The following is a 20,381-nucleotide window of genomic DNA, read 5'->3' as shown; positions in this document are numbered from 1 at the left end:
GTGTCCACTGTATAATGCCGGCTCTGCCAGCAAACGCGCGCACGATCCATCAGTCCGCCGTACCCGAAACTGCACGTTTTTACCCAGTGCGGTGCAACATCCGAGGGTGCGGCCGGTGTCGGTGGACCGGTCCCTGCCGCGATGCTGCGACGGTTTTCCCGATTCAAGCTAACTGCCTCGACCTCGCCATGCTGATCCTGCCGGGCTCCAATGCCCTTTCCGCTTTCCGTACCCAACGCCTTTTGACCCAATTGCAAGCAGTGGACGCCGCCATTACCGGCGTATCCGGCCGCTACCTGCACTTTGTCGATGCTCAGCAGGCATTGACCCAGGAGGATGAGGCACGCCTGAACGGCCTGCTGACCTACGGCGATCCCTTCAACGGCAGCGACGAGGGCGATGCCTTCGTGGTGATCCCGCGTTTCGGCACCATTTCGCCCTGGGCCAGCAAGGCCACCGACATCGTGCGCAACTGCGGCATGGGCCACATCCACCGGGTCGAGCGCGGCATCATCTTCCGCGTGCAGGTCAAGACCGGCCTGCTGGGCGGCGCCAAGAAGCTCAACGAAGCCAGCCTGCCGGCCGTCGCCGCGCTGCTGCATGACCGTATGACCGAGACCGTGCTGCGCGAGCCGCAAGAGGCCGCCGGTCTTTTCTCCGAACTGCAGGCCCGCCCGCTGGAGAGCGTGGATGTCATCGGCGGCGGCCGTGCCGCCCTGGAAGTGGCCAACACCGAACTGGGCCTGGCCCTGTCGGACGACGAGATCGACTATCTGGTGGACGCCTTCATCAAGGCGCAGCGCAATCCGACTGATGTCGAACTGATGATGTTCGCCCAGGCCAACAGTGAGCACTGCCGCCACAAGATCTTCAATGCCGACTGGACCATCGATGGCCAGGCGCAGGACAAGACCCTGTTTGGCATGATCCGCAACACCCACCAGCTGGCGCCCAAGGGTACCGTGGTGGCGTACTCGGACAATTCTTCCGTCATCGAGGGCGCCAGTGTTTCGCGCTTCTATCAGCGCGGTGCCACCAAGGGCAACGTCTATGAAGCCTCGGAAGAACTGACCCACATCCTGATGAAGGTGGAAACCCACAACCACCCGACCGCGATTTCACCGTTCCCGGGCGCCTCCACCGGCGCCGGCGGTGAAATCCGCGACGAAGGTGCGACCGGTCGCGGCGCCAAGCCCAAGGCCGGCCTGACCGGCTTCACCGTCTCCAACCTGATGGTGACCCACGCCGTGCAGGACTGGGAAAACGCCCGCGACGTAGCCCAGCCGGTGGACCAGCGCGAAGCGCACGCCCAGGGCGGCATCTACGGCAAGCCCGAGCGCATCGCCTCGCCCCTGCAGATCATGATCGACGGCCCGCTGGGTGGCGCGGCCTTCAACAACGAATTCGGCCGTCCCAACCTGGGCGGCTACTTCCGTACCTACGAACAGAACGTGGGCGGCCAGGTGATGGGCTACCACAAACCCATCATGATCGCCGGCGGCATGGGCAACATCTCGGCCAAGCACACCAGGAAGAACGACCTGCCGGTGGGCAGCCTGCTGATCCAGCTGGGCGGCCCCGGCATGCGCATCGGCATGGGCGGCGGTGCCGCCTCCTCGATGGCCACCGGCGTGAACGCCGCCGACCTGGACTTCGACTCGGTGCAGCGTGGCAACCCGGAAATGGAACGTCGCGCCCAGGAAGTCATCAACGCCTGCTGGGCGCTGGGTGATGACAACCCGATCCAGTCCATCCACGATGTGGGTGCCGGTGGTCTGTCCAATGCCTTCCCGGAAATCACCAACGACGCCAAGCGCGGCGCGCTGTTCGACCTGCGCCGCGTGCCGCTGGAAGAAAGCGGCCTGGCCCCGCGCGAGATCTGGAGCAACGAATCCCAGGAACGCTACGTGCTGGCCATCCTGCCGGAACACCTGGACCTCTTCAAATACCTGTGCGAGCGTGAGCGCGCGCCTTTCGCCGTGGTCGGTACCGCCACCGAAGAGCGCCAGTTGAAGGTGATCGACCCCGAACACAACAACAGCCCCGTGGACATGCCCATGGACGTGCTGCTGGGCAAGCCGCCCAAGATGCATCGCGATGTGCAGCACGTCGAGAAGCAATTGCCGCCGGTGGACCTGACTGGCATGGACCTGGTGGAGGTGGCCCAGCGCGTGCTGCGCCTGCCGGCCGTGGCCGACAAGTCCTTCCTGATCACCATCGGTGACCGTAGCGTGGGCGCCATGACCGTGCGCGACCAGATGGTCGGTCCCTGGCAGGTGCCGGTGGCTGACGTGGCCGTGACCGCCATGGGCCTGGAAGGCTATCGTGGCGAGGCCATGGCCATGGGCGAGCGCACTCCGCTGGCCGTGATCGACGCCCCGGCCTCGGGCCGCATGGCCGTCGGCGAAGCCATCACCAACATCGCCGCCGCCCCGATCGCCGAGATCGGCGACATCAAGCTGTCGGCCAACTGGATGGCAGCCTGCGGCCAGCCCGGCCAGGATGCGGCCCTGTTCGACACCGTCAAGGCGGTCGGCATGGAACTGTGCCCGGCGCTGGGCGTGTCCATCCCCGTGGGCAAGGACTCGCTGTCCATGCGCAGCACCTGGAGCGACGAGGAGGGCGCCAAGTCGGTGACCTCGCCGGTGTCGCTGATCGTGTCCTCGTTCGCCCCGGTGACCGACGTGCGCCGCGTGCTCACGCCGCAACTGCGCAAGGACAAGGGCGAGACCGTCCTGATCCTGATCGACCTGGGTCGCGGCAAGAACCGCATGGGCGCCTCCGCTCTCACACAGGTGATGCAGCAGATCGGCAACGAGACCCCCGACGTCGATAGCGCCGAGGACCTGAAGGCCTTCTTCAACGCCATCCAGCAACTGAATTCGGAAGAGCGTCTGCTGGCCTACCACGACCGTTCCGACGGCGGCCTGTACGGCACCCTGGTGGAAATGGCCTTCGCTGGCCACACCGGCATTTCGGTCAACCTCGACATCCTGACCATGGAAGGCGAGCATGCTGCCGATTGGGGCGATTCCAAGAACTGGACCACGCAAGTCGCCGAGCGCCGCAATGAACTGACGCTGCGCGCTCTGTTCAGCGAAGAGCTGGGCGCCGTGATCCAAGTCCCCGCGGAGCAGAAGTCGGACGTCATGAACGTGCTGCGCAGCTACAACCTGGGCGCCTGCAGCCACATCATCGGCAAGCCCAATGACCGTGACGTCATCGAGTTCATGCGCGATGCCAAGAATATCTACAGCCAGCCGCGTGCCGAGCTGCATCGCACCTGGAGCGAGACCAGCTGGCGCATCGCCCGCCTGCGCGACAACCCGGCCTGTGCCGATGCCGAGTACGAGCGCCTGCTGGACGCCGCCGACCCCGGCATGACGCCCAAGCTGACCTTCGACCCGCAGGAAGACATCGCCGCACCCTACCTGTCGCTGGGGGCTGCTGCCCGTCCCAAGGTCGCGATCCTGCGCGAGCAGGGCGTGAATTCGCACATCGAGACCGCCTACGCCATGCACAAAGCCGGCTTCACCGCGGTGGACGTGCACATGAGCGACCTGATCGCCAACCGTGCCAAGCTGGATGACTTCAAGGGCTTCATCGCCGTCGGCGGCTTCTCCTATGGTGACGTGCTGGGTGCCGGCGAAGGCTGGGCCAAGACCATCCTGTTCAATGCCCAGCTGGCCGAGCAGTTCTCGCGCTTCTTCCAGCGCCAGGACACCTTCTCGCTGGGGATCTGCAACGGCTGCCAGATGATGAGCAACCTGAAGTCCATGATTCCGGGCGCCGAAGCCTGGCCCAAGTTCACCCGCAACAAGTCCGAGCAATTCGAGGCGCGTTTCGTGATGGTGGAAGTAGCCGATTCGCCGTCCATCTTCATGCAGGGCATGGCCGGCACCCAGGCGCCGATCGCCACCGCCCACGGCGAAGGTTTTGCCGACTTCTCGCAGACCGGCGACATCGACAAGGCCCTCATCGCCATGCGCTATGTCGACCATCGCGGCGCGGCCACCGAAGCCTATCCGTTCAACCCCAACGGCTCGCCGCAGGGCATCACCTCGGTGACCACCCCGGACGGCCGCTTCACGGTCCTGATGCCGCACGCCGAACGCGTGTTCCGCACCGTGACCCAATCCTGGCACCCGGATACCTGGGGCGAGGATTCGCCGTGGATGCGCATGTTCCGTAATGCGCGCAAGTGGGTGGGCTGATCGTCGATGTGACGACATGATGCCGGATGCCTGACGGAGTCCGGGTTGCCCTGCTGGTGGGCGATCCGGGACTGGTCGGGCAGCACAGGCGAAAAAAAAGCGCAGTTCCGAAAGGGACTGCGCTTTTTCTTTCTGCTTTCTGAATGCTTCCTGTTGCTAGGGCCTGTTCACATTCAATCTGTGAGATGCGTTGCCCCCAGAAGGCGGGGTGGCAAGGCGCGCGTCAGGGCTGGTGGTGGTGCCACCAGCCCTGACGTGCAACGCGGCCAGCGCGCCTTCTGGGGGCAACCCTCCGGGAGAGGCCGCCAAGCGTCGCCTGCCGTTGTTGCACCTCCTTGCCGTGGCACCACCACGGCGCGTCGCTGCGCCTAGGCAGTCAACGCTTGGCGACCTCTCGCACTTGCAGATTGAATGTGAACAGGCCCTAGTACGCTCTCCCAAGGGAGAGCGCCTTCACGTCCGGATCAGAAGATGTGACGAATGCCAACACCCAGGGTGGTGACGTTGTCCTTGCCGGCGGCCTGGCCGGTCAGCTCGTAGCGGGCTGCGTCCTTGGCCTTGTTGTAGTCCACGATGGTGTACAGCTGGGTGCGCTTGGACAGTGCATAGTCCGCCCAGGCCACCACGGCGTAACGCTTGCCGTCGCCGACATTGCCCACGCCCGCGACCGAGGCGTTCTGGCTCTTGTCGTAGTAGAAGGCGCCAGTCAGGGACAGGGCGGCGGTTGCCTGGTAGGAAGTGCCCAGGAAGTAACCCTTGTCCTGGCGCTGCACGCCAGCGATGCCACCCGCCGAGGCGGTGCTGTTGCTCATGGCCATGTAGGCAGCGGTGGTGCCGGTGCTGTCCTTGATGTTGTAGTAGCCGCCGAACAGCTTGGCTGCGCCGATCTGATAGGACGCCGACAGGTTGTAGGTGGTGTCCTTGTTGTCGCTGTTGGTCGCGCTCACGGTCTGTTGCCAGCCGCCGCCGACCGAGAACGGGCCGGTGGTGTATTGCAGCGAGCTGCTGATCTGGCTGCCACGGCGGGCCGAGCCGGCTTGTTCGCCAGCGGCGTAGGACAGGCCGACGTTGAAGCCGTTGAAGCTGCCGTAGTACTTGATCATGTTGCTGTTGCGCACCAGGGTGCCAGCGGCCGGCAACCAGGAGTTGCTGTCGTAGTTACCGACGGTCAGCGGGTCGAAGTGGTCAGCCATCAGGTCGAACAGGGGCGTGTTCTGACGGCCGATGGACACCTTGCCGAAGCTGCCACCCAGACCAACCCAGGATTGACGGTTGAAGATGGTGTTGGCCTGGCTCATGCCGCCGGTGTCGCCGTTGAAGCCGTTTTCCAGCTGGAACATGGCCTTCAGGCCGCCACCGAGGTCTTCGGTACCCTTGAAGCCCAGACGGCTGTTGGCGATGGCGCCGTTATCCATGCGCACGTTGCTGTTGCCCTGCGCATTGTCGCTGCTCAGATAGCGGATGCTGGTATCGACGATGCCATAGATGGTCACGTTGGATTGAGCAAACGCGGCGCCGCCGGTGGTCAGGCCGGCTGCCAGCAGCAGCATGGAACTCTTCTTCATAGGTATCTCTCCTGAAAGCACGAATGTTGTGTTGTTGATGGTGTCGTGGTTCAGCCTTGTGTGCTTCTCCCCGAAACACCTTTTTCTTGGCTGCGAACCTGGACTCCCTTGCTTCCTGCTCCCGTGGCGATTCGCAGCCTGTCCCTATTTGGAACAGGAACGAAGAATATCAGAACGATGGTTCGTAAATTGCGCAAAATGGTGCAGGTTTATTCTTCTTTTTTAATTATTTAGTGAATTTATATGTTTATAAAAAATTGATTGGATAAATCTTTTATAAGAATAAATCTTCACTATGGTGTGGAAGATGGTGTTCCCGTAGGGCGGGAAGGCATCAAAAAGATGCTTTTGGGAGAAATTGCGGAGGATTTGGACGTTTTTTTGACAGCGACCGCATGAGTTGTGCGTCAATTCGTAGCTAAAAAGCAACATGCCCGGCAAGGAAACCTTGGCCGGGCATGTTGGTGGAGGGCGGTGGAAGACCTGGGTCTTCCTTCAGCCGCTCGGGCTGCGCTGGCGGGAGGGGCTTATTGCACCTTGGCCTTGGCGCGCAGTTGTTCCTGGTAAGCCTGCAGCTTCTTCTGTTGCAGGGCTTCGGCGATCTGCGGCTTGACTTCTTCCAGGGTCGGAACCTTGGCAGCGCGCACGTCTTCCAGCTTGATCACGTGCCAGCCGAACTGGGTCTGCACCGGAGTCTGGGTGATGTCACCCTTCTTCAGGGCCACCATGGCGTCGGAGAAAGGCTTGACGAAGGAGGCTGGGCTGGCCCAGTCCAGATCACCACCGTTGGCGGCCGAACCGGTGTCCTTGGATTGCTTGGCCAGGTCTTCGAACTTGGTGCCGGCCTTCAGCTTGGCGATGATGGCTTCGGCGTCTTCCTTCTTGTCCACCAGGATGTGGCGGGCATGGTATTCCTTGTCGCCGGCCTGGGCCTTGAACTTGTCGTATTCGGCCTTGATGTCGGCGTCCGACACCGGATTCTTCTTCAGGTAGTCGGCGATCAGGGCACGGATCACGATGGACTGGCGGGCCAGTTCCAGCTGGTTCTTGACGTCGGTGCTGTTGGACAGGCCTTGCTTGTCGGCTTCCTGCATCAGGATTTCACGGTTGATCAGCTCTTCCTTGATAGCGCCGCGCAGTTGCGGGCTATCAGGCTGGCCTTGTGCAGTCATCTGCTTGACCATCAGTTCGGCGCGGGAGGACGGAATCGCCTTGCCGTTGACGACGGCCAGGTTTTGGGCGAAGGCCGGGATGGAAGCAATTGCGAACAGCAGCACCAGCAGACGAGCGGGTTTGAATGTCATTGTTGAATCCTAGAAAAGAAAGGAATGAATCAAAACGGAGAAAAAAACAGGAGGGGGCTTGATAAGCAGGCGTCGGTCTTTGTTCTTGGTCTCAGTTCTTTGCCTCTGACGGGGAGAGCGCCACTATGGCCAGCGCATGGATCTCCAGCTGCATCAGGTCGGACAGGCAATCATACACCAGCCGATGGCGGTTCAACCGATTTTTGCCCTCGAACAAGTCGGAAACCAGGCGGATCCTGTAATGTCCTCCGCCCGAGGCTGCACCGGCATGACCGGCATGCTGGGCAGACTCATCCTCGACCAGACATTCGGCTGGCGAGAAAGTTGCAGTCAGACGTGAACGAATGCGTTCCACGCGGGTATCGGCGGTATGGGCGCCACTCATTCGGCATCCTTCATGTACTTCGACAGGAACAGGCTCTGGCCGATGATGAAGGCAAACATCAGGCCCATGCTGCCGAACATCTTGAAGTTGACCCAGGTGTCGAGCGGATAGTTGAAGGCGATGTAGAGATTGAGCACGCCCATGACGGCGAAGAACACGATCCAGGCCAGGTTCAGGCGCGGCCAGATGGCTTCGGGCAGGGTGACCTGCTTTTCCATCATGACGCGGATCAGGTTCTTCTTCATGAACAGCTGCGACACCAGCAGGGCCAGGCCGAAGGCCCAGTACAGGATGGTCGGCTTCCACTTGATGAAGGTATCGTCACGGAAATAGATAGTGGCGCCGCCAAAGACCACGATGATCGCCAGCGACACCCACAACATGCCGTCCACCTTGCGACGGCGCAGCAGCAGCCAGGCGATCTGGCCCAGCGAGGCGATGATGGCCACTGCCGTGGACAGCAGGATCGGAGCCTGGGTGGCGGTGACGGCACCGGCCGACATGGCGCCGCCCAGGTATTGCATCACCAGGTCCTGGGCAGCCGAGGGATGGCCTTCGGCCCATTTGAAGACGCCGAAAAACAGGATGACGGGGAACAGGTCGAACAGGAACTTCATCGGGTGGCTTCTTCAGAAAAAGTCAGTAAAACGGTTGATCGGCGATCATCCGGCCCGTGCAGCAAGTGCAGCAACTACGACAAGCGGTGCAGCCCGGGCCATCCGGCCTACACCGGGTCGAAACGCAGCGAAGCCGAGTTGATGCAATAACGCAGTCCGGTCGGCGGCGGGCCGTCCGGGAAGACGTGGCCCAGGTGGGCGTCGCAGACGTTGCAGATGATCTCGGTGCGAATCATGCCATAACTGCGGTCCACTTTCTCGCGCACGTTGGCCGGATCGATGGGCTCGAAGTAGCTCGGCCAGCCACAGCCGGAGTCGAACTTGGCGTCCGAGGTGAACAGCGGGGTGTCGCAGCACACGCAGGTGTAGGTCCCGACTTCATGGTGATCCCAGTAGCGGCCGGTGAAGGCGCGCTCGGTGGCGGCTTCGCGGGTGACCTGGTATTCCACGGGGTCCAGCTGCTCGCGCCATTGGGCTTCGGTCTTTTCTACTCGTTTGGTCATGGTTGGCTCCTTGGTGATGACGGGCAACGATGGAATTAACCACCGTTCAGGAAGAACAGCTCACTTCCAGATGGCTGGCCCAGTCGGGGGGCAGGTCGGCATAGCGGTCGAATTCAGGCTGCTCGTCGAAGGGGTGGCGCAGGATGGTCTGCAGGCGTGCCACTTCGGTGAAATCCTTCTGTTGCGCCTTGTCGATGGCGACCTGTGCGAGGTAATTGCGTAGCACGTATTTGGGGTTGACCGCATGCATTGCAAGGCGGCGGCTGGCGTCGTCGCTATCCTCGGCGCGCAGGCGGGCGCGGTATTGCGTGGCCCAGGCATCGAAGGCGGGGCGCTCGATGAAAAGGTCGCGCAGCGGCTCGTCGCTGGCCGCATTGCCGATCTGCAAGTCGCCCAGGCGGCGGAAGAACAGCGTGAAATCGACATGACCGGCCTGCAGCAGGGCGAACAGGGCCTCGATCAACTGGCTGTCGTCGGCGCGCTGGGTACGCAGTCCCAGCTTGGCATGCAACAGCGCATCATGCTGCGCCTGGAACACGGCCTCGTAGTCGGCCAGCGCGGCTTCGGTGGCCTCCACCGAACCGATCAGGGGCAGCATGGCCTGGCCCAGCGCAAAGCAGTTCCACTGACCGATGCGCGGCTGCATCTGGTAGCTGTAGCGACCCTGGCTGTCGGTATGGTTGCAGATGTGGCGGGCGTCGAAGGCTTCCATGAAGCCGAAGGGGCCGTAATCCAGCGTCAGGCCCAGGATGGACATGTTGTCGGTATTCATCACCCCATGCATGAAGCCCACCGCCTGCCATTGCGCCATCAGCGTCGCGGTGCGGCGGGTGACTTCCTTCAGCAGGGCCTGGTAGGGATTTTCTTCACGCAAGAGTTCCGGATAGAACTGCGCCAGTACGGCATCGCCCAATACCTTGAGATCGTCGAAACGCTGGTTGTAGTACCAGTGTTCGAACGAGCCGAAGCGGATGAAACTGGGTGCCATGCGGGTCACCACCGCTGCGGTCTCGGCGGTTTCGCGCTGCACGCGCTGGTCGGAACCGATCACGGTCAGGGCGCGGGTGGTCGGAATGCCCAGCCCGGCCATGGCTTCCGAGCAGAGGAATTCGCGGATCGAGGAACGCAGCACGGCGCGGCCGTCGCCCATGCGGGAGTAGGGGGTCTTGCCGGCGCCCTTGAGCTGCAGTTCGATGCGCCCCTGGCCGGCGGCATCGGGCAGGTCGCCCAGGGTGATGGCGCGCCCGTCGCCGAGCTGACCGGCCCAGACACCGAACTGGTGGCCCGAATAGACCGCCGACAGCGGCTGCGAGCCCGGTGCCAACTGGTTGCCGGCGAAGATGTCGAGAAAGCCGCGATCCTCCGGTGCCGGCCGGGCCAGTCCGATGGTGGCAGCGGCCTCGTCGCTGAAACCGACCAGGTAGGGATCGGGCAGGGGCGTCGGCTGCAGCCGGGTGTAGAAGGCCGGGGGTAGGGCGGCGAAGCCGTTACCCAATGTGGGCAGCGCAGGAAAAAGCGGATAAGGATCAGTCATAGGCAGCCTGTGAGGCCCGAAGCGGGCCGCAATCCGCTATTTTGACAGAGAAGCGCGAATCCCATAGGATCGCTCCACTTTTGCGTCCGGCCGTGCTCGGCCCGGCGCCTCGACGCTGTCTGACCCCGTCTGACTCCTATTGAACCCATCGCATCCCTGGCAAGGCTGGCAACTTGGAATTCGCGCTGATCACCTTCCTCAACGGCTTGGGCTACGGCTTCCTGCTGTTCCTGCTGTCTTCGGGCCTGACGCTGATCTACAGCATGATGGGCGTGCCCAATTTCGCCCATGCCAGCTTCTACATGCTGGGGGCGTATGTCGCCTACGCGATTGCCGGCGTGCTGGGCTTCTGGCCGGCGCTGCTGATCGCGCCCCTGCTGGTGGGCGTGGCCGGCGCGCTGGTGGAGCATTACGGCCTGCGCATCGTGCACCGCTACGGCCATGTACCGGAATTGCTGTTCACCTTTGGCTTGTCCTATCTGGTGGTGGAACTGGTGCAACTGGTGTGGGGCCGCTCGCCGGTGCCCTACCGCATCCCGCCGGAACTCGATGGCACGCTGTTCACCCTCTATTCGACCAGCTTCCCCATCTATCGCAGCTTCATGCTGCTGGTGGCAGCGCTGATGTTGCTGGCCTTGTGGCTGCTGCTGCGCCATACCCGCATCGGGCTCTTGATCCAGGCCGCGCTGACGCACCCACAGATGGCCGAGGCACTGGGGCATAACGTGCCGCGGGTGTTCATGTTGGTGTTTGGCGGTGGCTGCGCGCTGGCTGCGCTGGCCGGGGTGATCGGCGGCAATGCCTTCGTTACCGAACCGGGCATGGCGGCGGCGGTGGGCAGCATCATCTTCGTGGTGGTGGTGGTGGGCGGGCTGGGCTCGCTGGCCGGGGCCTTCATCACCTCGCTGCTGATCGGCCTGATGCAGACCTTCGCAGTGGCGCTGGACGTGTCCCTGGCCAGCCTGGGCGTGCAGGTCTCGAGTGACAGTGCACTGGCGCCGCTGATGCGCCTGACGCTGGCCCAGGTGGCGCCGGTGTTGCCCTATCTGCTGCTGGTGGTGATGCTGGTGGTGCGCCCCAAGGGGCTCATGGGCCAGCGGGAGGGATGAGGATGAAGCGTGTCGTCCTGCCCTGGCTGGGCCTGGCCCTGGTCCTGTTGGCGGCACCGCTGGTGTTTCCGCAAAGCGCGGCCTTGTCGCTGCTCTCGCAGATGGGGACGATGGTCTTGCTCTGCCTGTCCTACAACATCCTGCTGGGCGAGGGCGGCATGCTCTCCTTCGGTCACGCGGTGTATTCCGGCCTGGGCGCCTTCGGCGCGATCCACCTGATGAACCGCATGAGCGAGGGCACGCTGGTCTTCCCGGTGACGCTGGTCCCCCTGGCGGGCGGCCTGACCGGCGCCCTGTGCGGCGTCGTGCTGGGCTATCCCACCACGCGCCGCGCCGGCACCACCTTTGCCATGATCACGCTGGGGCTGGTGGAACTGGTCTCGGCCTGCGTGCTGATGTTGCCCGAGGTCTTCGGTGGCGAGGGCGGCATCTCCGGCAATCGGGTCATCGGCGCGCCGGTACTGGGCATCAGCTACGGTCCGCAGATCCAGGTCTACTACCTCATCGCCGGCTGGCTGCTGGTCTGCGCCATGGCCATCAGCGCGCTGCGTCACACGCCGCTGGGACGCATCCTCAATGCGGTGCGCGACAACCCGGAACGCGCCGCCTTCATCGGCTACGATCCACAGCGGGTACGCTACCTGGCACTGATCCTGTCGGCCTTCTTTGCCGGCGTCTCGGGCGGGCTGTCGGCCATCAACTTCGAGATCGTCAGCGCCGAATACGTGGGGGCGCTGCGTTCGGGCAGCATCCTGCTGTTCACCTTCATCGGCGGTACCGCCTATTTCTATGGCCCCATCGTGGGCGGCGTGGTCGGCGTGCTGTTCACGTCCTGGCTGTCGGCCTACACCCAGGCCTGGCAATTCTATCTGGGCGCCTTCTTCATTTTGATCGTGATGACCACTCCGGGCGGCCTTGCCAGCCTGATCGACCTTGGCTGGCGCACCTGGCGCGGCGGTGACGTCGACCGGCATCTGGCACGGCGTCTGGCAACCTGGCTACTGGCCGCACTGGTCACGCTGGCCGGGGTGGTGCTGGCCACCGAGATGGCTTACCAGGCCAGCCTGGGCAGTCTGGCCGAAGGCAGCGATGGCGCGACGCCCCTGCAGTGGTGGGGCCGGGCCATCGATGTCCATGCACCGCTGCCGTGGATCACCGCCGTCTTGCTCATCGCGGCGGGGGCGACGGCGCTGGCGATCTGGCGGCGTCAGGGGCCGGGCCGATGAGCGCGCCTTTTTCCCTGGATCTGCAGGGCCTGAGCAAGGCCTTCGAGGGCAGCCAGATCCTGCGTGGCGTGGACCTGCAATTACGCCCAGGTGAACGCTGTGCGCTGATCGGACCCAACGGGGCCGGCAAATCCAGCCTGTTCAACCTGGTCTCGGGCCGTTATCGGGCCGATGCCGGGCGCGTGCTACTGCAGGGGCAGGACATCACGCATCGCTCGCCACAGCAGATCAATCGCCTGGGGTTGGCGCGCAGCTTCCAGATCACCAGCCTCTTCCCGCGTCTGACTGCGTTCGAGAATGTGCGCTGCGCCCTGTTGTGGACACTCGGTTATCGCTATGCCTTCTGGCGCCGCCTCGGTCAACTGCACGATGCCAGCGCCCGCGCCCAGGCCGTGCTGGAGCGGGTCGGGCTGGGCGCGCGCGCGCAGGTGCCGGCGGGTGAACTGAGCTACGCCGAGCAACGCGCCCTGGAACTGGCCGTCACCATTGCCGCCGATGCCGCCGTGATCCTGCTGGACGAACCCACGGCCGGCATGAGCCGAGCCGAGAGCGCAGCGATGGTAGCCCTGATCCGCGAGGTCACGGTGGGCAAGACCCTCTTGATGGTGGAGCACGACATGCAGGTGGTCTTCGACCTGGCCGACCGCATCGCAGTGATGGACAACGGTCGCGTGATCGCCTGCGACAGCGCCGAACGCATCCGCACCAACGAGGACGTGCAGGCGCTTTACCTGAACCGGAGGCGACATGGCTGACACCTTGCTCAGCGTCAGCGGCCTGCAGGCCTGGTATGGCCAGAGTCACGTGCTGCAGGGTCTCTCCCTGGACGTGCAGCGAGGCGAAATCGTCAGCATCCTCGGGCGCAATGGCGCCGGCCGTTCCACACTGCTCAAAGCCCTGATGGGCCTGGTTCGCAGCACTGGCGAAATCCGCTTTGCCGGCGCCAGCATCGCCGGGCTGCCGACGCATGCGATTGCCCGGCGCGGGATCGGCTATGTGCCGGAGAGTCGTGATGTCTTTCCCACCCTGAGCGTGGCGCAGAACCTGTCGCTGGGCCGCCAGGGTAGGCGCCAGCCAGCCGACGGCTGGCGCGAGGACGAGGTCTATGCCCTGTTCCCGGCACTGGCCGCGCGCCGCAAGGTGGCCGCAGGATCCTTGTCCGGCGGCGAGCAGCAGATGCTGGCGCTGGGCCGGGCGCTGCTGGGCAACCCCGCGCTGTTGCTGATCGACGAGCCGACGGAAGGCCTGTCGCCACAGATGGTGGAGCAGGTCGCGCATTACCTGACGCTGTTGCGTAGCCGGCAGGTGGCGGTACTGTTGGTCGAGCAGAAACAGGTGATCGCGCTGGACCTGTCGCAGCGGGTCTACGTGATGGGGCGCGGCGAGATGGTCTTCCATGGCACGCCAGCCGCGCTGGAGGCGGATGTGGCCGTGCAGGCGGAGTGGCTGGCGCTGGCGTCAGCGTGATGCGCATTGTTCTGCCCGCATGGTCGATGGTGGTTCCGCCAGCGCGCAGGCAGAATCCCCGCTTTACCCGCCTGCGAGACTCCCATGCTGCCCTGGCTGATACTGATGTCCTGCGCCGTGCTGGCGCTCTATGCCTTCGACCGTGCCTGGCTGCACCACGTCAGCCGTGAGGACCGGCCTTTGCATGACCCCGACGGCTACCTGGAGATGACGGCCCGCATGACCGAGCTGTGCCACGGTGACCGCGCCAAGGTGGATGCGCTGCTGGACGTGCAGCGCCAGCGCCATGCCCAGGCGACGCAGGCCGAGGTGGTCCGGCTGGCCATGCGTGAGCTGCTGGAGCCGCTGGAGTCGCCGTCTTCCGCTCGCCTCTGAAACGACAACGGCGGCTCCGGGGAGCCGCCGTCTGAATTGCATCCGGAACTGCATCCGGATGGATTACCGGTTTACCAGCCTGGCCGGCAGGGTCAGCGTCAACAGGCCACCGATCACCAGTGACGCCGCCAGCACGTACATGCCGGCATTGGTGCTCTGGGTGGTGTCCTTGAGCCAGCCCACCAGGAAGGGGCTGACGAAACCGGCCAGGTTGCCCAGCGAATTGATCAACGCAATCCCGGCCGCCGCCGCAGTACCCGACAGGAAGGCCGTCGGCAGGCTCCAGAACAGCGGCAGCGTAGTCAGGATGCCGACGCTGGCCAGCGTCAGCGAGGCCATCGCCAGCGTGGTGTTGTGGTCATAGACGGTCGACAGCAGCAGGCCGATGCATCCCAGGAAGGCCGGGATGGCGACGTGCCAGCGGCGTTCGCGACGGGCGTCGGCGCTACGGGCGATCACGACCATCGCAACGGCGGCGAAGGCATAGGGAATGGCCGTCAACAGGCCCACGTTGAGCGGATCGGTCACGCCGGTGGTCTTGATGATGGTGGGCAGCCAGAAGCTCACGCCATACAAGCCCATGACGAAGCAGAAGTAGATCAGCGCGCCCAGCCAGACCCGGCCATTGGAGAACATGGCGCCCAGGGACAGGTGTTCCTTCTGGCTTTCTTCATGGCTGATGTTGGTTTCCAGCAGGCGCTTTTCTTCCTCGTTGAGCCAGTGGGCATCTCGGATGCGATCCTTCATGTACAGGATCACCAGCACGCCCAGGATCAGGGAAGGAATGGCCTCCAGGAGGAACATCCACTGCCAGCCGGAATGGCCCCACACGCCTGGCATGGCATGCATGATCCAGCCCGACAGCGGGCCGCCGATCACGCCCGAGAGCGCGATGCCGGTCATGAACAGGGCGGTGATCTTGCCGCGCCGCGCCGCCGGGTACCAGTAGGTCAGGTACAGGATCACGCCCGGGAAGAAGCCGGCCTCGGCCACCCCCAGCAGGAAACGCATGATGTAGAACATCTGCGGCGTGGTCACGTAGGCCATGGCGCCGGAGATGATGCCCCAGGTGATCATGATGCGGGCGATCCACAGGCGCGCCCCGACCTTGTGCAGGATCATGTTGCTGGGGACTTCGAAGACGAAGTAGCCCAGGAAGAAGATGCCCGCGCCCAGGCCGTAGACGGTATCGCTGAACTTCAGGTCCTGCAGCATCTGCAGCTTGGCGAAGCCGACGTTGACCCGGTCCAGGTAGGAGGCCACGTAGCACAGGAACAGCAAGGGCAACAGGCGCCAGGTGACCTTGGTGTAGGTAGCGTCTTCAAAGGATGCGCGCGCGCCGTCGGCAGCCGCGCCTGCTTGATAAGTCATGTCTCGCTCCGGTAGATTTTTTGACGTTATGTTGTTTTACGTCGCTGACCCTTCTGTGTGGCCGGCTGACGGTGCCCAGCATTGTAGTGGCGGGGGCAGGATTGTCAAAGCAATATCGCCCCCGCGCACATGAAGGTGTTTACACGCAGCGCCCGCCATCGACCTCGATGCACACGCCGGTGACGAACTGGGCTTCGTCCGACCCCAGATAGAGGCAGGCATTGGCGATGTCCTCGGGGGTCGAGAAGCGGCCCATGGGGATGGTGGCGACGAACTTCTTGCGGTTTTCCGGGGTGTCGGGCACGCCCATGAACTCGGCCAACAGGCCCGTGGCCGAGATCACCGGGTTGACACAGTTCACGCGGATCTTGTCCGGACCCAGTTCGGCCGCCATCGACTTGCTGGTGGTGATGACCGCGCCCTTGCTACCGTTGTACCAGGTCAGGCCCGGACGCGGGCGCACGCCGGCGGTGGAGGCGATGTTGACGAAGGCGCCGCCGCCGACCTGGCGGAAGTAGGGCACGAAGGTCTTGGCCGAGAGGAAGATACTCTTCACATTGACGGCATAGACACGGTCGAATTCTTCCTCTTCCACTTCCAGCATGGGACGGTTGCGGTGGGTGGTGCCGGCATTGTTGACGACGATGTCGAGCTTGCCGAACTGTTCCAGGGCAGTGGCCAGCAATTGGTCCATGTCGGCCCGCTTGGACACGTCAGCCCGGGCGAACACCGCCTTGCCGCCAGCGCGCTTGATTTCCTCGACCACCCGCAGGCCGCCGGCCTCGCCGATGTCGGCCACGACGATGGCCGCGCCTTCACGGGCGTAAGCCTTGGCGATGCCCTCACCGAAACCCGAACCGCCACCGGTCACGATGGCTACCTTGTCTTGCAAACGCATGGTGTGTCTCCTTGAAAATGCTGTTGTGTTGATTGAAATCCGGTCCGCTCAACCGTGGCGGATGGCGATGGTCTTGAGGACCGTGAAGCCATAGAGCGCCTCGAAACCTTTTTCACGGCCGTGGCCGCTGGCCTTGACGCCGCCGAAGGGCAGTTCCACGCCACCACCGGCGCCATAGTTGTTGATGAACACCTGGCCGCTGCGGATGGCCCGCGCCAGGCGCATCTGGCGCCCGCCATCGCGGGTCCAGACGCTGGCCACCAGCCCGTAGTCGGTGCCGTTGGCCAGGGCGATGGCCTCGGCCTCATCCTCGAAGGGCATGGCCGCCAGTACCGGTCCGAACACCTCTTCCTGCGCCAGTCGGTGACGCGAAGGCACATCACGCAGCAGCGCCGGGGCCTGGTAGAAACCGCTGGCCGGCGCACCCGGGGCGACTTCGCCCTGCGCCACCAGCGGGATGCCGTCGCGCCGCGCATCGGCGAGGAAGCCGGCCACGCGCTCCTGCTGGGTCTTGCGGATCAGCGGGCCGCAATCCAGGTCCATCTGGGAAGAACCGACCCGCAGTTGCGAAAACAGGCCTGCCAGGCGTTCCAGCACCTGCTCATAGGCACCGCGTTGCACCAGCAGGCGGCTGCCGGCGGAGCAGGTCTGGCCGGCGTTCTGCACGATGGCATTGACCACCACCGGCAGCATGGCCTCCATGTCGGCGTCCTCGAACACCACTTGCGGCGACTTGCCACCCAGTTCCAGGGTGACCGGTGTATGGTGCTCGGCCGCGCCGCGCACCACCAGCTTGCCCACGTTGGGCGAGCCGGTGAAGGACACATGGTCCACGTCAGGATGCTTGACCAGCAGGTCGCCGGCTTCGTGGCCGTAACCGGTCACGATATTGAGCGCGCCTTCCGGAAAACCCACCTCGGCCGCCAGCTCGGCCATCCGCAGGATGGACAGGCAGGCATCCTCGGCCGGCTTGACCACGCAGGTATTGCCGGCTGCCAGGGCGCCGCCCACGCAGCGCCCGAAGATCTGCATCGGATAGTTCCACGGCACGATATGGCCGGTCACGCCATGCGGCTCGCGCAGGGTCAGCACCGTATAGCCGGCCTGATAAGGAATGGTCTCGCCATGCAGCTTGTCGGCGGCGCCGGCATAGAACTCGAAATAGCGCACGATGGCGGCCGCATCGGCGCGCGCCTGCTTCATCGGTTTGCCGCAATCGCGGCCTTCCAGTTGCGCCAGTTCTTCCTGATGATCCTGCAGCTTGTAGGCCAGTTTCATCATCAGGCGGCTGCGCTCGGCCGCCGACAGCTTGCCCCAGGCGCCCTCATAGGCGCGACGGGCGGCGCCGACGGCACGGTCGATGTCGGCGGCATTGCCGCGGGCGATGGCCTCGAAGGGCTGGCCGTCGGAGGGATCGATGACGGGAATGCTCTCGCCGGAGGCGGGGGCGACCCAGCGGTTGTCGATGAAGTGCTGTTTCATGGCGGTGCTGTCCTTGGGTGGTAAGCGCAAAGCGCAACTGGAGTGAAGCAGGTGGAGCAAGGTGAAGTAAAACGCAGCAGGCGGCATGGACGAGGTCAGTCCCGGACGCACGGTCCGCGAGTTGGCCTGTCAAGGGGCGTGTCTCCTGAGTCGTTTTACTTTTTGTGGTGAGCCAATCTAAGCCAGGGCGAACAAGCTGTCAATTAAATTTACTACTTTGCTGACTACCTGCAGCGCCAGGGGTGGCGGGGAGGGCGGCAAATCCGCTACCATGCGCAACGTCCATTTCAGTCTCCTGGAGCATCGATGTCCAACCCCAGCAAGCCGACGCGCCCCGCCGCGTCCAGCGAACTCCTGAGCCTGGCCGCCGTCGGCCTGGGTCCGGTGCGGCCGGAGCGCTTCGCCGAGCGGGTCTATGAGACCTTGTTCCATGCCATCGTGGAAGGACGCATCGCGGTGGGCAGCAAGCTGCCTTCCGAGAATGACCTGGCCACGCTGTTCGAGGTCTCGCGCCCGGTGGTGCGGCAGGCGCTGGACCGACTGCGCGAGGACCAGTTGGTGGAATCCCTGCGGGGTTCGGGGACCTATGTGAAGGAAAAGGCTGGTCTGGCCCCGGCGCGCCCGGACGGCGAGCCCGAGACCCGCATCGGTCACATCATGAACGGCCTGGAACTGCGCCTGGTGCTGGAACCCGAATCGGCCTACATGGCAGCCCTGCGCCGCAACAAGCAGGACCTGGATCAGATGGAGCGCCTGCTGGAAGGCTTCGAAGAGGCCAACCGGGTCGGCGGCATCGCCCACCATTACGACTTCGGCTTCCATGAGGCGATTGCCATGGCCACCGGCAACCTGCGCTTCGTGCAGGTGATGAAGACGCTGGAATACGATGTCAGCCATGCCGTGAACATGCTGCGCCACCTGATGCACATCCCGCCCTGGAAGCGCTCGCAGGACGCCATGGACGAACACCGCCAGATCTTTGAACTGATCCGGCTGCAGGATGCCGAAGGCGCCCGGCGCGCCATGCGGGGCCACATCGAGAATGCGCGCACCCGCATGTTCAATAGTCGTCCGGGCCTGTAAAACAATTTGACAACTCGCTGGACAGCAGGGAAAACCTTCGCATGGAATTACGCCAACTGCGCTACTTCGTGGCCATCGTCGATCACGGCTCGCTCTCGCGGGCGGCACGGGTGCTGCATATCGCCCAGCCGGCGCTGACCCAGCAGATCCGCCAGCTGGAAGACGAGATGGAGGCCCAACTGCTGCACCGCTCGGCCCAGGGCGTGATCGCCACCGATGCCGGCAAGGTCTTCTATGAGCACGCGCTGGCGATCCTCAAGCAGGTGCAGGACGCCAAGCAGGCCGTGGCGCAATCCACCGACAAGCCCTCGGGCACCGTGGCGCTGGGTATTCCGCAGAGCGTGTCCAATGCGCTGGCCCTGCCGCTGTTGAACGCGGTGCGCTCCACCTATCCGGAAATCACGCTGCAACTGACCGAGGAACTGACCGGCAACCTCATCACCCAGCTCAAGTCCGGCCGCATCAATCTGGCGGTGCTGTTCGATGATGGTCAGCTGTCCTCGTTCGCGGCCACGCCGATGATCGAGGAAGAGATGCTGTACATCACCCGCGCCAAGTCGCAGTACGGCGTCCCCGGACGCAAGGGCGTGCCGCTGGCGCGCGCCCTCCAGGCACCCCTGATCCTGCCCGGCCTGGCCCATGGCGTGCGCCCGCGCATCGAAAACCTGGTACGCGCCCAGGGCATGAGCCTGGACAATGTCATCGAGATCAATTCGGTGGCCATCCTGAAGTCCGCCATCCTGGCCGATATCGGTGCCACCATCCTGCCGGTGGCGCCGCTGCTGGCCGACATCGAGCGCGGCGACATGGTGGCCCATGCCATCGCCGGTGAGAGCATCTCGCGCACCCTGGTGTTATGCGCTTCCCGCAACATCCCCCTGACCACGGCAGCGGCGGCCGTGGAGCGACTGGTGCTGGATGTCACTGATCAACTGTGCCGTTCCGGGAAGTGGAGCCATACCCGCGTGCTGGAGCGCGAATGAAACCGCGATGAAGCTGCAATGAAGGCGTAGTGAACGCAGAAGCGGGTATTGTCAGTACAGCAATAACGTTCACTTTCAATGACATATTGCTGAAAATCACTATCATCCTGGCGGCTTCGGTTACACTAGCCGCATCCTGCCTGTGCAGCCATTCCAGGCCATCAGATAGCCAGCAGCGGCACCGGAAGGGGTTCCGGGCGCTTGCCTGCCAGGCTTGATCGGACACTCTCCCGTTCTGCAATCTTCACCCGTTCCGTGGACGGGC

At 64.0% G+C, this 20,381-nt stretch carries 17 protein-coding genes; 8 read left to right on the top strand and 9 right to left on the bottom strand.

What is annotated here, in order from left to right; genetic code table 11:
• Window positions 1–188: 188 nt before the first annotated feature.
• Complete coding sequence (purL, locus tag I5R65_RS01995; RefSeq protein ID WP_196872053.1) at window positions 189–4,214, top strand: phosphoribosylformylglycinamidine synthase; 4,026 nt, start codon at window positions 189–191, stop codon at window positions 4,212–4,214.
• 464 nt (window positions 4,215–4,678) lie between these two features.
• On the opposite strand, the gene I5R65_RS01990 is transcribed toward purL, so the two are convergent.
• From I5R65_RS01990 to I5R65_RS01965, 6 genes are all read right to left on the bottom strand, one after another.
• A complete protein-coding gene (locus I5R65_RS01990; protein WP_196872052.1) occupies window positions 4,679–5,779 on the bottom strand; it encodes a porin in 1,101 nt (366 codons plus the stop codon).
• Between the two features lie 527 nt (window positions 5,780–6,306).
• Window positions 6,307–7,083 carry a peptidylprolyl isomerase gene (locus I5R65_RS01985; protein WP_196872051.1) on the bottom strand — a complete coding sequence of 259 codons (777 nt, stop codon included), beginning with the start codon at window positions 7,081–7,083 and terminating at the stop codon, window positions 6,307–6,309.
• Between the two features lie 91 nt (window positions 7,084–7,174).
• The gene (locus I5R65_RS01980) at window positions 7,175–7,468 is read right to left on the bottom strand and encodes a BolA family transcriptional regulator (protein WP_196872050.1); all 294 of its coding nucleotides are present in this window, start codon (window positions 7,466–7,468) and stop codon (window positions 7,175–7,177) included.
• Complete coding sequence (locus tag I5R65_RS01975) at window positions 7,465–8,085, bottom strand: septation protein A (protein WP_006712620.1); 621 nt, start codon at window positions 8,083–8,085, stop codon at window positions 7,465–7,467. The genes I5R65_RS01980 and I5R65_RS01975 overlap by 4 nt, the downstream gene beginning before the upstream one ends.
• Before the next feature lie 107 nt (window positions 8,086–8,192).
• A complete protein-coding gene (msrB, locus tag I5R65_RS01970) occupies window positions 8,193–8,588 on the bottom strand; it encodes a peptide-methionine (R)-S-oxide reductase MsrB (RefSeq protein ID WP_196872049.1) in 396 nt (131 codons plus the stop codon).
• Between the two features lie 46 nt (window positions 8,589–8,634).
• Window positions 8,635–10,122, bottom strand: a complete 1,488-nt coding sequence (locus I5R65_RS01965; protein WP_196872048.1) for a YdiU family protein — start codon at window positions 10,120–10,122, stop codon at window positions 8,635–8,637.
• A gap of 173 nt (window positions 10,123–10,295) precedes the next feature.
• Here I5R65_RS01965 and I5R65_RS01960 point away from each other — a divergent pair, with 173 nt between their 5' ends.
• The 5 genes from I5R65_RS01960 to I5R65_RS01940 all read left to right on the top strand — a co-directional run bounded on the left by I5R65_RS01960 (window position 10,296) and on the right by I5R65_RS01940 (window position 14,299).
• The gene (locus I5R65_RS01960) at window positions 10,296–11,231 is read left to right on the top strand and encodes a branched-chain amino acid ABC transporter permease (RefSeq protein WP_196872047.1); all 936 of its coding nucleotides are present in this window, start codon (window positions 10,296–10,298) and stop codon (window positions 11,229–11,231) included.
• A 2-nt stretch (window positions 11,232–11,233) separates the two neighbouring features.
• Window positions 11,234–12,457 (top strand): branched-chain amino acid ABC transporter permease, encoded by a 1,224-nt coding sequence (locus tag I5R65_RS01955; RefSeq protein ID WP_196872046.1) that lies wholly within the window; start codon window positions 11,234–11,236, stop codon window positions 12,455–12,457.
• Window positions 12,454–13,212 carry an ABC transporter ATP-binding protein gene (locus I5R65_RS01950; RefSeq protein ID WP_196872045.1) on the top strand — a complete coding sequence of 253 codons (759 nt, stop codon included), beginning with the start codon at window positions 12,454–12,456 and terminating at the stop codon, window positions 13,210–13,212. The genes I5R65_RS01955 and I5R65_RS01950 overlap by 4 nt, the downstream gene beginning before the upstream one ends.
• Complete coding sequence (locus I5R65_RS01945; protein ID WP_196872044.1) at window positions 13,205–13,924, top strand: ABC transporter ATP-binding protein; 720 nt, start codon at window positions 13,205–13,207, stop codon at window positions 13,922–13,924. Before I5R65_RS01950 ends, I5R65_RS01945 begins: the two co-directional genes overlap by 8 nt.
• An 84-nt stretch (window positions 13,925–14,008) precedes the next feature.
• Complete coding sequence (locus tag I5R65_RS01940) at window positions 14,009–14,299, top strand: hypothetical protein (protein WP_196872043.1); 291 nt, start codon at window positions 14,009–14,011, stop codon at window positions 14,297–14,299.
• A gap of 63 nt (window positions 14,300–14,362) precedes the next feature.
• Here the strand turns inward: I5R65_RS01940 and I5R65_RS01935 are convergent, their stop codons facing one another.
• From I5R65_RS01935 to I5R65_RS01925, 3 genes are all read right to left on the bottom strand, one after another.
• Window positions 14,363–15,670 (bottom strand): MFS transporter, encoded by a 1,308-nt coding sequence (locus tag I5R65_RS01935; RefSeq protein WP_196872042.1) that lies wholly within the window; start codon window positions 15,668–15,670, stop codon window positions 14,363–14,365.
• A gap of 139 nt (window positions 15,671–15,809) precedes the next feature.
• Entirely contained in the window at window positions 15,810–16,568 is a 759-nt protein-coding gene (locus I5R65_RS01930; protein ID WP_102662579.1) for an SDR family oxidoreductase, read from the bottom strand.
• 48 nt (window positions 16,569–16,616) lie between these two features.
• Window positions 16,617–18,050, bottom strand: a complete 1,434-nt coding sequence (locus I5R65_RS01925; protein WP_196872041.1) for an aldehyde dehydrogenase family protein — start codon at window positions 18,048–18,050, stop codon at window positions 16,617–16,619.
• Between the two features lie 306 nt (window positions 18,051–18,356).
• On the opposite strand from I5R65_RS01925, the gene I5R65_RS01920 reads away from it, so the two are divergent.
• Both I5R65_RS01920 and I5R65_RS01915 read left to right on the top strand, forming a co-directional pair.
• Window positions 18,357–19,133 carry a FadR/GntR family transcriptional regulator gene (locus I5R65_RS01920; protein WP_196872040.1) on the top strand — a complete coding sequence of 259 codons (777 nt, stop codon included), beginning with the start codon at window positions 18,357–18,359 and terminating at the stop codon, window positions 19,131–19,133.
• A 41-nt stretch (window positions 19,134–19,174) separates the two neighbouring features.
• Entirely contained in the window at window positions 19,175–20,116 is a 942-nt protein-coding gene (locus I5R65_RS01915) for a LysR substrate-binding domain-containing protein (RefSeq protein WP_196872039.1), read from the top strand.
• Window positions 20,117–20,381 lie beyond the last annotated feature (265 nt).

This window comes from Herbaspirillum sp. AP02 (assembly GCF_015767275.1).
Classification (GTDB): Bacteria; Pseudomonadota; Gammaproteobacteria; order Burkholderiales; family Burkholderiaceae_D; genus Herbaspirillum.
This window is presented reverse-complemented; position numbering and strand designations above follow the sequence as displayed.

Coding starts and splice junctions, on each gene's coding strand:
- purL (WP_196872053.1), top strand. CDS start 189: ATGCTGATCCTGCCGGGCTCCAATGCCCTTTCCGCTTTCCGTACCCAA.
- I5R65_RS01990 (WP_196872052.1), bottom strand. CDS start 5,779: ATGAAGAAGAGTTCCATGCTGCTGCTGGCAGCCGGCCTGACCACCGGC.
- I5R65_RS01985 (WP_196872051.1), bottom strand. CDS start 7,083: ATGACATTCAAACCCGCTCGTCTGCTGGTGCTGCTGTTCGCAATTGCT.
- I5R65_RS01980 (WP_196872050.1), bottom strand. CDS start 7,468: ATGAGTGGCGCCCATACCGCCGATACCCGCGTGGAACGCATTCGTTCA.
- I5R65_RS01975 (WP_006712620.1), bottom strand. CDS start 8,085: ATGAAGTTCCTGTTCGACCTGTTCCCCGTCATCCTGTTTTTCGGCGTC.
- msrB (WP_196872049.1), bottom strand. CDS start 8,588: ATGACCAAACGAGTAGAAAAGACCGAAGCCCAATGGCGCGAGCAGCTG.
- I5R65_RS01965 (WP_196872048.1), bottom strand. CDS start 10,122: ATGACTGATCCTTATCCGCTTTTTCCTGCGCTGCCCACATTGGGTAAC.
- I5R65_RS01955 (WP_196872046.1), top strand. CDS start 11,234: ATGAAGCGTGTCGTCCTGCCCTGGCTGGGCCTGGCCCTGGTCCTGTTG.
- I5R65_RS01950 (WP_196872045.1), top strand. CDS start 12,454: ATGAGCGCGCCTTTTTCCCTGGATCTGCAGGGCCTGAGCAAGGCCTTC.
- I5R65_RS01945 (WP_196872044.1), top strand. CDS start 13,205: ATGGCTGACACCTTGCTCAGCGTCAGCGGCCTGCAGGCCTGGTATGGC.
- I5R65_RS01940 (WP_196872043.1), top strand. CDS start 14,009: ATGCTGCCCTGGCTGATACTGATGTCCTGCGCCGTGCTGGCGCTCTAT.
- I5R65_RS01935 (WP_196872042.1), bottom strand. CDS start 15,670: ATGACTTATCAAGCAGGCGCGGCTGCCGACGGCGCGCGCGCATCCTTT.
- I5R65_RS01930 (WP_102662579.1), bottom strand. CDS start 16,568: ATGCGTTTGCAAGACAAGGTAGCCATCGTGACCGGTGGCGGTTCGGGT.
- I5R65_RS01925 (WP_196872041.1), bottom strand. CDS start 18,050: ATGAAACAGCACTTCATCGACAACCGCTGGGTCGCCCCCGCCTCCGGC.
- I5R65_RS01920 (WP_196872040.1), top strand. CDS start 18,357: ATGTCCAACCCCAGCAAGCCGACGCGCCCCGCCGCGTCCAGCGAACTC.
- I5R65_RS01915 (WP_196872039.1), top strand. CDS start 19,175: ATGGAATTACGCCAACTGCGCTACTTCGTGGCCATCGTCGATCACGGC.